The following is a 12,803-nucleotide window of genomic DNA, read 5'->3' as shown; positions in this document are numbered from 1 at the left end:
TTATTATCTTTTATAGGTGTTATAAAAGTAGGCATATCAAATAAACCCTTATGGATTTCAATTGAGCGGGTTTTGTTTTAAATACCACTGTTTCGAATTCTTTTCTATATATTTTAGTTGGTAATTTAGGACGTGATAAATAATATCCTTGCTTATCTTGGATAGACTTAAAGTCTTGCAAACGAAAATATCCTAAGTCACCAATATATAGTTCATTCTTTTGTGTCATGCCTGTTCGAGTCGCACTATATGCCTGATCACTTCGTTTTCCTGGTTCAATTTTCACATCAGAAAATTCTCCACTCAACAAGTCATACTCTAGTTGAATTTTCACACCAGCTTTATGACTACATCCTCCGGCACCAGGATAAGTAGCTGCGAATCGATCTGGAACTTGAAAGGTTGTAGAATCAAGGATGTGAATCCGCTCAAAGTAAGCAGAAAGAGAATGAGAAATCTTAGATAATCCTCCAATTTTAGCTTGTGGAAGTGTAGTAAATGCATTTCGAAAGAAGGTTACAGAAGCCAAGTTAAATCGTCGATTAAGTCCCTCAGGATTTAATCAAATTCCTGGTGAAATTTCTAATTGACTACAAAGTTGAGTAAGAGAGGTAGTAGCGATTTGTTGATTTAACCATACACGCAAAGATAAAAAATGGTGTCCATGGCATTTACATTTTCGTTTCATTCCGCCTGCTTCTATAGCTAATTCATTAAGTGTAGCGGGAGACATATATTGATATAACTCTTCGGCAAATAAAGACAACTCTTGTTTTTGATGCATATTCGTAAAAAGCACGTTACTATTCTCGTTAACATAAGAGAGTAGTAACGTGCTTTTTACTTCAAGAATAGTCTGAATCTTTAAGTTGATGGATGTGTGGCGAGACCCTTACGCTAATTGCATTATAACTTTTAATCACTCTCTTCTATTTACAACTCTTTAAATTCTATATATTTGAATGTATAATTGTATGAAAATAATAAAATTTCGAACTGAGGTGACAATAATGAGAAGTTTAGGTTCATTAGTAACGTCTATTGTATGTTCAGTAATCCTTATAATTTGGAACGCCTATACCTTCTATGACAAATTCACGACGGGAAATACATATTTTTGGATTAGCGGAATCATAGGTGTATTATTCATTCTATTCTTTATCAGAGACATGCGAGATATCATCAATAAAAACTATAGAACCCCTACAAATTAGGAGTAGATCTACATGTGGGAAAAATATAAAAAATACAAATTCTCCTTAAAGGAATTAAGATTTATGCTTTGGTTATTTGGGATTACTTGCTTTGCGCACTGTATTGCTTTCTTTGGCGGTCTATTTGATTCCGAATTCCTTTGGTTTAAAGGTATTTGTGCTATTGCAACCTTCCTAGCTTTTGTGGATGTTAAACGAAAAATTAATAAGTATAATGTCGCACTGTGAAAAGGAATCTATAACGGTTCCTTTTTTTCTATGCAAAATAAAAAAGCAGCGAACTCGCTACCTCTAATTAATTACCACTTTGTATTGTTTGCTAATCAAATTCATTTTTAAATTTATAGAAATCATATAGAAAGTGTAGAAAACAGTATGAACTTGCAATTAATTAGAGTAACCGAATCCAGACTGTTTGAAGAAAGAATCGAGATCATTTCAGATAGGGACTCGCTAGTCTGTTTTTAACCCTTCCCCTCCACAAACCTCCCATACTCCTTCAAAAATCGCAGCCTCAGCATCCCAACAGGCCCATTCCGATGCTTCGCCACATGAATCTCTGTAACATCTTTGTTCTCAGTATCCTTATCATAATAATCCTCCCTATACATCAGCATAATCAAATCCGCATCCTGTTCAATCTGCCCTGTCTCCCGCAGATCAGACAAAAGCGGACGCTTATCGTGACGCGACTCCACCGCACGGGACAATTGCGACAGTGCTACTACGCACACATTCAAATCGCGTGCCATCAACTTCAGCTTACGGGAGATTTCACTCATTTCCTGAAACCGATTTCCCCTATATTTCGAATCACCTGTAATAAGCTGCAAATAATCAATAATAACTAACAGTTTTTTATCTGAATGCTTTCGTTTCAGCTTTCGTACTTGTATCCAAATCTCCTGCGTTGTGACGCCTGCCTTATCATAAATCTCCAGGGGCAGATCTCCGATTTCCGCAAATGCCTGGCTTGTTTTTCTCCAGTCTTCTATCGTAAAACGATGCTTTGGATTTTTCAGCCTTTTCCCCGACACCTCACCGACGCAGGAAGCCATCCGTTTCAGCAGTTGCTTGTCGCTCATCTCCAAGGAAAACAGCCCAACTGCCACACCCGATTTTGCCGCATGAAGCGCAATATTTAAGGCGAACGCCGTTTTTCCCATGGAAGGCCGTGCACCAATTACAACAAAGTCTCCTTCCTGCAAACCACACGTCATCTTGTTTAAAGCTGAAAAACCGGTCTCAATGCCTATGAGCTCCTCTGTTTCCTGATAAAGCTCTTCATACAAGCTGACTAAAGCATCCTTCAGCTCAAAATCCAGTGTACAATCCACCTCTTCCAGTTCACAAAGTGCCGTAATCGTCTCACCGATTATTTTCTCATCCTTCTCTGCAAGAAGCCGTTCACTCATACTTTGCGCCATGATTCCCGCATGATGCATTTTCCATGCGCTCCGAACAAGCCCCTCATAATAGGAGAAGTTGGCAGTAGTCGGAACACTCTCGATTATATTTACAAAGTATTCAATACCGCCAATTTGTTCCAAAAAGGAGGGTTCCATTCTAGAAACAAGCGTAACAAGATCAAGAGGCTGTCCGTCTTCCTCTATTTTCCGTATCAACTTGAATATAGCTTGATGCACAGTCATAGAAAAGTGCTGCTCGGTCAGGCGGCACTCCTTAATCAGTTCACCATCGAGTAGCAAAGATCCTAATACCGTCTGTTCAGCCTGGGCGTTTTGAATGCTCACGGACGCCACCCCTGTTCCTGCAAGAACTTCTGCAGCTCTTCTTCAGACGGTACATTTTTCTTCCACTCCTCACACTCCTCCAAAAACTTCTCAGTCTCATGACTGGCAGACGGTTCCTTCTTCCGGAACTTCACTGCCCCTTCCTCTACTTCACTGAGCTTCGTATATCCCTTTCCCTGCCAATCTCGAAAAATGCCCTTCACGTAAGCAAGCGTCCGCTTGTTGTTTTCATGGGCAATCTGGAGTGCTTTCAGTACAAGTTCCTCTGACAAATCTGTAATCCATTCACTTAATTCATCCGCAGTATAAGGCGACAAACTACCGAAGTTTTGTTCATAAAACATGAATACACTGCTTCCCGGATCCACTTCTTCTACTTTTTCATCTGCTTCACAGCTTTCAATGGGTTCTTGAGGAATAATCTTAGACTCTTCAACCGGCATGCCGAAATGCTCTAATAATAGTGGAATACTCAGCTCTTCCTCCAAGCATTTTTGAAGAAACATATGTACAAACTCTTTGCTTTTCACAGCCTTTAACTCACGCAATACGCATTTCTCCACGTTCGTGTTCGTAACCGGGTTATAGCGCAACCAATTTTGGATATATAACTCCTTCGTTTCTGCATCATATAATATTTTTCCATATTCGATGAACCGCTGTAGTAGCTTCTCGACAGTCTCTCTGTTGTAGCCTGTTTCCATTTCCGCCAAACGCTTCGGTAACGGATAAATACCGCATTGCGTAGTTTTGGAGCATGTCAGTAAGTATATGTAAAAGTATCGTTCCTCCGGTGTTAAATCCAACACAAAATCATCCTGCCAAAAATTCACCTGTACATTACGGTATACTGCCATATTTATTCCCTCCACTCTTTAATGGTAAATAGGAAATTGCCGTTTCCTTAATGTATATAAGGATGAGGGAGGGAATTTGGTTATTTAATTTTATATTTTTAAAAATTACTACGACATACATTCTTTTTGAGTACTGCTTGTAGTAGTTTTTTTGTTTTGTTTTTGTAATGATTTATTACTTGGAAGGGGCTTGGTAGGGGTTTGTAAGGGGCTATTGAGAGGATTTACATCCATAAGAAAACAGCCACACCATTTTATCCCGCATTAACGGGCTGTAAAACTCCCACCTCAAAACTTGAGGATTACAAAGAAGTTTAGGTGGGAGATAAACAGCCCGTAAAAGCCCGATTGGTTCAACTAATAATTAGTGGGGGATGAAGAAAGCCCCCACTGATTAAAGTTTCACTTTATAACTTTTGGTCAACAGTTATGCTTTTTCATTTAAATTTAAACCAAAATTTTAAAAAACATATAAAAATATCACGCTTAGAATGAAGCCTTACATATAGTCATAGAATTATAATTAATCTGTGGTCGAAAGTACGTAAAAAACTGCTAGAATTAATTACTGAGAATATGAAGAATACAGTAAAGAAACGAAGTAAAAGCTAAAAAAATCAGAAAAGGAAAATGGAGAGATGAATTAAATGTTAAAAATAATAAAACATTTAAAACCTTTTACTGTATCAATAATTGCAGTTATATGTCTTTTATCCATACAAGCCGTATGTGATCTATCACTGCCAGACTACATGTCTAACATTGTGAATGTAGGTATTCAGCAAAAAGGTGTAGAAAACGCAGTACCTGGGGTTATTCGTAAAAGTGAGTTTGATAAACTTAAGCTCTTTATGAATGAAGATGAGAAGAAAAAAGCAGATGACAACTATGTGCTTTTAGATAAGAAAAATATTTCTCAAAGTGAGTTGCAAAATTACTTGAAAGATTATCCGCAACTTGATAAAGAACCTCTTTATAAGCTACATACAAAGGATAAAAATACAATTAGTGAACTTAACGACATATTTGGGAAACCAATTTTAATTACAGAGGGAATTGAAAAAAGTGGTGCATCCGCGCTTACTCCTGCTGCGCCAAATGGTAACAAAGCACCGATGAATCTTCCGGCAAATACAGACCCTTTCGCAGTAATTGCTAAACTGCCTCAAAGTCAAATCGATGCAATGAAAGAAAAGGCAGATGAAAAATTTAAGAAGATGCCAGGCAGCATGGTAACACAGTCAGCCGTTCCATTCATTGAGAATGAGTATAAAACGATCGGTATAAATACGAATAAGCTTCAAACAAATTACATTCTTACTTCTGGTGGGAAAATGCTGCTTTTATCCTTAGTTAGTATGGCTGCTACCGTTATCGTTAGTTTACTTGCGGCAAAAGTAGCTGCTGGATTAGGCAGAGATCTTAGAAAGAAAGTATTTCGGAAGGTTACAAGCTTCTCTAATACGGAGTTTGATAAGTTTTCCACTGCATCTTTAATTACAAGAAGTACAAATGATATCCAGCAAGTTCAAACACTTATGGTTATGCTCCTTAGAATCGTATTCTATGCACCGATTTTAGGCATAGGCGGCATTATTAAGGTACTTACTACAGACCTTTCAATGGGATGGATTATCGCAGTTGCAGTTATCGCGATTTTAAGCTTAGTCATTGGTCTATTTAGCATCGCGATCCCTAAGTTTAAGAGTATCCAAAAGTTAGTAGATAAAATTAACTTAATCACTCGTGAGTCTTTAACAGGTATGCTTGTCATTCGTGCTTTTAATAATCAAAAGCATGAAGAAAAGAAATTTGAAAAAGGAAATCAAGATTTAACAAAAACAAATTTATTTGTAAGCCGTTTAATGTCATTTATGATGCCAATGATGATGTTTATCATGAATGCCGTTACTGTACTTATTATTTGGGTTGGATCACACCAAGTGGATATGGGACATATGCAAGTTGGTGATATGATGGCATTTATGCAATATACAATGCAAATCATAATGGCCTTCTTAATGATTTCTATGGTATCCATTATGGTTCCACGTGCTTCTGTATCCGCACAGCGCATTGCAGAAGTTTTAGATACTGACCTTTCTATTCATGACGCAGCGGAGCCAAAAACATTTGCTTCTGACAAGAAAGGCTACGTTGAATTTAAAAATGTTAGCTTTAAATATCCAGGTGCAGAAGAAGATGTGCTTTCCAATATTACCTTTACCGCAAAACCTGGAGAAACGACAGCTTTCATCGGAAGTACAGGTAGTGGTAAATCAACATTAATCAACTTAATTCCACGCTTTTACGATGTCACAAGTGGCCAGATATTAATAGATGGCACGGATATTAGAGAAGTATCTCAGAAGGAATTAAGAGAGAAAATTGGTTATGTACCACAAAAAGGAGTTCTATTCTCAGGTACGATCGAAAGTAATTTGAAATACGGTAAAAAAGAAGCAACTGAAGAAGAACTAGCAAAAGCGGCAGAAATCGCGCAAGCTATGGAATTTATTAACGCGAAACCTGAAAGCTTTAAAACAGAGATATCACAAGGCGGTACGAACGTTTCAGGTGGTCAAAAACAAAGACTTTCTATTGCGCGTGCTCTTACTAAGAAATCTGAAGTATTTATATTTGATGATAGTTTCTCAGCTCTTGACTTTAAGACAGACGCAGCCCTGCGTAAGGCTTTGAACAATGAGATTTCAGGAAGTACTGTTCTAATTATTGCACAAAGAATCAGTACGATCATGAATGCAGATAAAATCATTGTACTAGACGAAGGAAAAATAGTGGGAACTGGTACTCATGAGGAGCTTATGGAGAACTGTGAAGTTTATAAGCAAATTGCTTTATCACAACTTTCAAGGGAGGAACTTTCATCATGAGTGATAGAAAAATAGAAAATAAAAAACATGGTGGCGGCTTTGGCGGCGGTCATATGGGCGGCATGGGAAAGGTTGAGAAGGCAAAAAACTTCAAGGAAACGATGAATAAATTACTTCAATACCTAAAGCCATATAAGTTATCAATCATCATCGTCATTATTTTTGCAATAGGTAGTGCGGCTTTTGCAATCGCAGGTCCAAAGATTTTAGGTAAAGCGACAACAAAACTATTCGAAGGACTGGTAGACAAGGTAACGGGAGTGCCAGGTGCTGCAATTGACTTTACCTATATCGGAAACATTGTCATTTTACTCCTTGGATTATATATAGCCAGCACTGTGTTTTCCATTATACAAGGATATATCATTTCGGGAGTCGCACAAAAGGTATCCTATAATTTCAGAAAAGAAATTGATGAAAAGATCAACCGTATGCCGCTTAAGTACTTTGATAAAACGACACACGGAGAAGTATTATCTAGAGTTACAAATGACGTAGATACTGTGAGCCAGACTTTAAACCAAAGTATGTCGCAAATCATCACATCCGTTATTACAATCATTGGTGTACTAATCATGATGTTATCAATAAGCTGGCAAATGACATTAGTGGCGCTGTTAATATTGCCAGTATCAATGATGCTCATAATGGGAGTCGTAAAGAGATCACAAAAATACTTTAAATCCCAGCAAGAATATTTAGGACACGTTAACGGTCAGGTAGAAGAGATTTATAGTGGTCACAATATCGTAAAAGCCTTTAACACTGAAGAAGAGGAAGTTAAAAAGTTCGAAGAGGTTAATGATACCCTTTACCACTCTGCGTGGAAGTCTCAATTTTTATCTGGAATGATGATGCCGATTATGACTTTTATCGGTAATATCGGTTACGTAGCTGTATCTATTTTAGGCGGATGGCTTGCAGTAAAGAAAACCATTGCAGTTGGAGATATTTTAGCCTTTGTTCAATATGTTAGAAGTTTTACGCAACCAATCGCTCAAGTAGCTCAAATCGCTAACGTACTTCAATCCACAGCTGCAGCTGCAGAAAGAGTTTTCGAATTTTTAGAAGAAGAAGAGGAAATTCCAGAAGCAGAAAATCCAGTTAAGCTTCAAGAAGTGAAAGGAGAAGTTACCTTCAAAGATGTTCAATTTGGATATAATCCAGATAAGATCATCATCAATAATTTCTCAGCTCATATTAAGCCTGGACAAAAGGTAGCTATCGTAGGACCAACCGGGGCAGGTAAAACAACGATAGTGAAACTTTTAATGCGTTTCTATGATGTAAATAGCGGTGCTATATGCATAGATGGTCACGATATAAAAGACTTTACGCGAGAAGATTTACGCAATATGTTCGGCATGGTACTTCAAGACACTTGGCTATTTAACGGCTCAATCATGGAAAATATACGTTACGGTAGACTCGACGCTACTGACGAAGAAGTGATCGAATCAGCTAAAGCAGCTCACGTTCACAGCTTCGTGAAGACTTTACCAAATAGATATAATATGGAATTAAACGAAGAAGCAAGCAACGTATCGCAAGGACAAAAGCAGCTATTAACGATTGCTCGTGCCCTTCTAGCGGATCCAAAAATATTAATACTCGACGAAGCAACAAGCTCGATTGACACTCGTACAGAAGTACTGATTCAAAAGGCCATGGAAAACCTCATGGAAGGCAGAACAAGCTTTATTATCGCTCATAGATTATCAACAATACGTGATGCAGATTTAATCCTTGTCATGAAAGATGGGGATATTGTAGAACAGGGTAATCATGAAGAGTTATTGAAGGCTGATGGTTTCTATGCTTCGCTTTATAATAGTCAGTTTGAGAGTGTGGATGCTTCGTGAATTTAAATAGAAGAAGCTTTCCAAAAAGGTCGTTGAATAACGACCTTTTTGAGACAGCTTCTTTTGCATGAATAGGTTGCTTTTTATAGTAACGTTTTGAAATTTCTTGGTAAATTCTACTGTCATTATGTAGAAATATGAAACAATGAGTTAAGGATAGTATGTGTCCAAAATTAAGGGGTTAATCCGCTTATCCTTATCTTTCTTGAATATAGTTACATAAAAAGTAAAACTAACCCTCACTTACTCAAAAAAGAGAACAGCCATGTGACTGTCCCCTTCAGTAGAATGTAACCACGTTACTAATCCATCATTTCTTCAAATTCAATTTCTTGAACGTCATCAATGGTAATATGATAGACATCCTGCTTCATTTTTTGTATCCGCTTAATTTTATCTGCATAAACAAGCTTAAATTTATCTTTAAAATCATCCTTATCAGAGGAAAGCTTCATGACAGAAATAAGTCCTTCTAAATGATTTTGAAGATATTGGATTCCTTCATCTGAAAGATGTTGGAACAAGCGGAATTTACGGTCCGTACGACCAGTCTGACTATTATAAATAAGAGGGTTCATTTCATCTAACTTTTCGAAAATATTAGGCGGTAGCATATCATACACATACGTTCGAGTAAACCAGGCAAAAAATTTAGGCCTTTTCTGTGTAGTTGGATCATAAGGCCGACCATAAATACGAAAAATCTGTTCAAAATATTCACTACGAAATTCTTTGGAATAGGCTCTTAATTCTTCAGATATAAACTCCTCTAGTAGAATTTGCAATTCATCTTTTCCTCTGCTGCTTTGATAGTTTGTCGCCTCATCAATTAGAGCAGTAATTCCTACCCTTGCAAGAGAACGAAGTAATATTTTTGCCTTATCTAGTACATGTTGTTGTGATGCAGTGATTACGCTTCTTTTTTCTGCCTCCATATATATATCACAGATAATTGGAATAGTATTTGCATCATACCACTTCCCAGTCTTGCCATTAAATTGAGCCACTTCAAAAGGTGTAATGGTAGATAGGTGTTCTGGATACATATCCATTAAAAGTGCTGCTAATGATTTAGAACCAATAATCGGAGGAAATCCTTCTATTCTTGTTTCACCTTTTCTTTTACGGTCAAGGGCAGCAAATAAACTGGTATCTTTAATAACTCGTCGACCATCATTTAATACCGAACATTGTAGTTTAGTGTCACCAATATACAAGTCAGCTTCGACAACCACAGCTCTTGGAATTTCAACAAAACTATTAAAACTTAAATTATTAAAGTGCTTCTCCACAAAGTCTTGCTGCTCTCTATTGAAATAGCAATCTCCATTTTCATGAATAGCAACATAGATTTTTTCGTCATTCGCTATGAAATAGCCCACTGTTTTGGCATGAGGCATCTTTAAGCATTTTTCAACATAACCGTGCTTTGTCAAATTCACATAAATTCCCCCTTATCAGGTCCAGATTTTTCATCACCTTTCTTCCAACAAGGACCATATTACCAATCAAGCGCAAGAAAAGCAATAAAATTCTGATTATTAACTTTATTACTTATATATAACAAGTATCTTTTAGCATTGTTGCTTATTTTCCTCAATTCTACTAATACCTTTTCAAGTAATACCCTCTGTAATTTTCCTAAACACTTCAGAGGACAGTTAAAACCGACCTCTGAAGTGTTTAATTCATAGGCTTTCTCATAACTCATAAAAACGAAGCTCTTCACGCAAATCCACTAGTAATTGCTCCTCATTCAAATCTCGAAAATATACACCATTATTCTCTAACAAAGGAGTGCTCCAAATATATTACTGGAGTACTCCTACATAAACTTAGCAACCAATTTAATTTTTCAACTTAGCTATACTCTTCATATGCTTATTAAGTACTGCTACTTCATGAAATTCATTTAACCTTTTTCTTAAATTTAGATTTTAATAGCATGAAAATAACAATATTTAAATCTACTCTACATTTTTTAATTACTATTTCTTCTATAATTTTGACTTTATATCCCCGAACCTCGCTCTATTAAAAGTTTCTCCAACTCCTTATCACAACAATAAACATAACAACCCCTCATCCCACGAGTCATAAGAGTTTTATATGTATTTTTAACAAGAGTAATTAATGGATCAATCTGACCCTTTTTCGGTTTAGCCGGCTTTGCTCCTTTATCTTTAAATTCATCTCGTCTAACAATAAGGGAATTTGTTTCTTTGTCATAACCTAAATCTTTACCAATTATGACACCAACATAATCCATTTCTAGACCTTGTACTGTGTGGATACATCCAATTTGATAGGCACAATCTGGGTGTATCGCCCAATCAATCCGATTTGGATCATTCCACGGCAAAGCAAAATTATGCTCTTCAATGACTACGTCATCTACCAATTCTTTCATTTTGGCATTTTTTGTCCATTCCCATGCATAACCAGCTAATAATCTTCCGCCACGTTTCCCAATGATCTCTTTTTTTAATTTGTGTGGATTTGATATAACTTGAAAGTCAAAATCTCCTTCAAGTGTTATTTCATTATTGTCATTACTAAAAATGTCTTCTAACCATTCAATATAATTACCCGATCCTGAACAACGATATTGGGAGTCTAATTCTACAATATGAACCCCTGCATCGAATTTAGCTGCTTCTTCCTTTAGTAAAGCTACACTTCCAATATCTTTTTTCGAGATTTTTTGAGAATCATCGATGAAGAAAACACTTATTTTTGAAGACCTTATAATTTGTGTAGCTTGATTTTCTCCTTCAATCTTCTTTTTCATATGTCCATGTTCTTTTAAACGATGTGCTTCATCACAAATTAGCACATCAAAATAATTTTCTGGTGCTTCTACATAAGAAGCAGATCCCTTAAATAAATCCCTTACTTCTATAAATCCCGATGTGCCAACCAATTTTTTCCGTAACACTTCTCGAAAAGCCTGATTCGGTGTAATATACTCCACATAAGCATTTGTCTTTAACATATAACTCATTACATTTAATCCAATTACTGATTTCCCAGTGCCTGGCCCACCTTTAATCAAAATAACCTGCTTTTGATCTTTTTTTGTTTTCAATTGATTATACATACTAATGATTTTTTCATAAGCAACTTTTTGCTCGTCTAATAAGATAAATTCCTCATTTCCTTTAATTAAAGAACTAACAGTTTCTACAAGTTTTTTTGAAGGGCGTATTTTACCTTTTTCAATAGCATTAGCAATATTTCCGCCGTTCCCATTAGAAACCAACTTACTTATATTTTTAGCTAAATCTCTATCATCAAATTGAAAGTATATAGGTGATTCTTCAATATAATTGTTATATCTTTCATCTAGTAAAGGCTCTTCTTTTTGATTCATAATATAATTATGCAAATATGCACAGGAATGAAGATTAATAGCCGAATCATCATATAAAGACTCATTAAAGTTTTGTAGAAACCTTTTATATGAAGAAGCCTGGTAGGAAGGGTGAACTGTCTCACGTTCGCGCCCACCTAAAAATGTTTGAACAATTCCATCTCCTTCAGCAGTTTTTGCTTTTTCCCACTGTTTCAACTCAACAATCAATGCATTATCTTTTCCCTTTTCATCTTGACCAGTAATAAGGAAATCAATTCTTTTCTCTGTGGAAGGTAGTTTGTATTCTAATAATACATGCGTATCTTCTTTTAAATCCACATCACGTAATACTCTTGCCATTTGAGGAAGAGATCTTTCCCAAGATCTTAATTCACTATCTGAGACAACTTTATTCATTTTATTTAGTACGTTTTCTCGCAATACATATCCAATCTTTTTCTCATAAATATGGTTCAAAAAGTTGTTAGATGTCTCATTGTAAATAATCATTTAGCAGTCCCCTCGATTCTGAGGAGCTGGATATTTCTTTGCGTTCTTCTCTAACTTTTTAAGAACTTCCTCCTCCAAGTCTACTTGCATTTTATCAGCCATTTGAATTAGATATATAAATATATCAGCCATCTCTTCTTTTATATTTTGTTTCGATGTAGTAAGCGCTTCCTTACTACTTCTCCATTGAAAATTCTCAAGTAACTCATTTGCTTCTAATGAAATTGAAATTGCTAAATCTTTTTCATCATGATATTGTTTCCAATCCCTTTGATCACGAAATTCTAAAATTTTTTCATAAACCTTTTTCAATACACTCTCTCCTCTTCTACAACAAAAACATTTTTATATTCTATT

General features: G+C 36.1%; 8 protein-coding genes and 1 pseudogene. 3 read left to right on the top strand and 6 right to left on the bottom strand.

Features of this window, described 5'->3' with window-relative positions; all coding sequences use genetic code 11:
• Positions 1–37: 37 nt before the first annotated feature.
• Positions 38–784: pseudogene (locus QUF99_RS08265) on the bottom strand (IS4 family transposase); the annotation flags it as partial.
• A gap of 442 nt (positions 785–1,226) precedes the next feature.
• Here QUF99_RS08265 and QUF99_RS08255 point away from each other — a divergent pair.
• Complete coding sequence (locus QUF99_RS08255) at positions 1,227–1,442, top strand: hypothetical protein (protein ID WP_289369417.1); 216 nt, start codon at positions 1,227–1,229, stop codon at positions 1,440–1,442.
• Between the two features lie 236 nt (positions 1,443–1,678).
• Here QUF99_RS08255 and dnaB read toward each other — a convergent pair whose 3' ends face one another.
• Together dnaB and QUF99_RS08245 are read right to left on the bottom strand one after the other, a co-directional pair.
• The gene (gene dnaB / locus QUF99_RS08250) at positions 1,679–2,968 is read right to left on the bottom strand and encodes a replicative DNA helicase (protein ID WP_289369416.1); all 1,290 of its coding nucleotides are present in this window, start codon (positions 2,966–2,968) and stop codon (positions 1,679–1,681) included.
• The gene (locus QUF99_RS08245; protein ID WP_289369415.1) at positions 2,965–3,825 is read right to left on the bottom strand and encodes a DnaD domain-containing protein; all 861 of its coding nucleotides are present in this window, start codon (positions 3,823–3,825) and stop codon (positions 2,965–2,967) included. Before QUF99_RS08245 ends, dnaB begins: the two co-directional genes overlap by 4 nt.
• A 647-nt stretch (positions 3,826–4,472) precedes the next feature.
• On the opposite strand from QUF99_RS08245, the gene QUF99_RS08240 reads away from it, so the two are divergent.
• Positions 4,473–6,719, top strand: coding sequence for an ABC transporter ATP-binding protein (locus tag QUF99_RS08240; RefSeq protein WP_289369413.1), 2,247 nt, complete (start codon positions 4,473–4,475; stop codon positions 6,717–6,719).
• Positions 6,716–8,581 carry an ABC transporter ATP-binding protein gene (locus QUF99_RS08235; protein WP_289369411.1) on the top strand — a complete coding sequence of 622 codons (1,866 nt, stop codon included), beginning with the start codon at positions 6,716–6,718 and terminating at the stop codon, positions 8,579–8,581. The genes QUF99_RS08240 and QUF99_RS08235 overlap by 4 nt, the downstream gene beginning before the upstream one ends.
• Positions 8,582–8,883: 302 nt before the next feature.
• Here QUF99_RS08235 and QUF99_RS08230 read toward each other — a convergent pair whose 3' ends face one another.
• From QUF99_RS08230 to QUF99_RS08220, 3 genes are all read right to left on the bottom strand, one after another.
• The gene (locus QUF99_RS08230) at positions 8,884–10,023 is read right to left on the bottom strand and encodes a P63C domain-containing protein (protein WP_289369410.1); all 1,140 of its coding nucleotides are present in this window, start codon (positions 10,021–10,023) and stop codon (positions 8,884–8,886) included.
• Positions 10,024–10,592: 569 nt separating this feature from the next.
• Positions 10,593–12,446 (bottom strand): DUF2075 domain-containing protein, encoded by a 1,854-nt coding sequence (locus QUF99_RS08225; protein WP_289369408.1) that lies wholly within the window; start codon positions 12,444–12,446, stop codon positions 10,593–10,595.
• Positions 12,447–12,758, bottom strand: coding sequence for a nucleotide pyrophosphohydrolase (locus QUF99_RS08220; protein ID WP_289369407.1), 312 nt, complete (start codon positions 12,756–12,758; stop codon positions 12,447–12,449).
• Positions 12,759–12,803 lie beyond the last annotated feature (45 nt).

Source organism: Bacillus sp. DX4.1, from assembly GCF_030348195.1.
Lineage (GTDB): Bacteria > Bacillota > Bacilli > Bacillales > Bacillaceae_G > Bacillus_A.
Note: the sequence above shows the minus strand (reverse complement) of the source record. Positions and strands in the feature narration are given on the sequence as shown.

What these genes read in the sequence shown, in the direction of transcription:
- QUF99_RS08255 (WP_289369417.1), top strand. Translation starts at nt 1,227, where the DNA reads ATGTGGGAAAAATATAAAAAATACAAATTCTCCTTAAAGGAATTAAGA.
- QUF99_RS08245 (WP_289369415.1), bottom strand. Translation starts at nt 3,825, where the DNA reads ATGGCAGTATACCGTAATGTACAGGTGAATTTTTGGCAGGATGATTTT.
- QUF99_RS08240 (WP_289369413.1), top strand. Translation starts at nt 4,473, where the DNA reads ATGTTAAAAATAATAAAACATTTAAAACCTTTTACTGTATCAATAATT.
- QUF99_RS08235 (WP_289369411.1), top strand. Translation starts at nt 6,716, where the DNA reads ATGAGTGATAGAAAAATAGAAAATAAAAAACATGGTGGCGGCTTTGGC.
- QUF99_RS08225 (WP_289369408.1), bottom strand. Translation starts at nt 12,446, where the DNA reads ATGATTATTTACAATGAGACATCTAACAACTTTTTGAACCATATTTAT.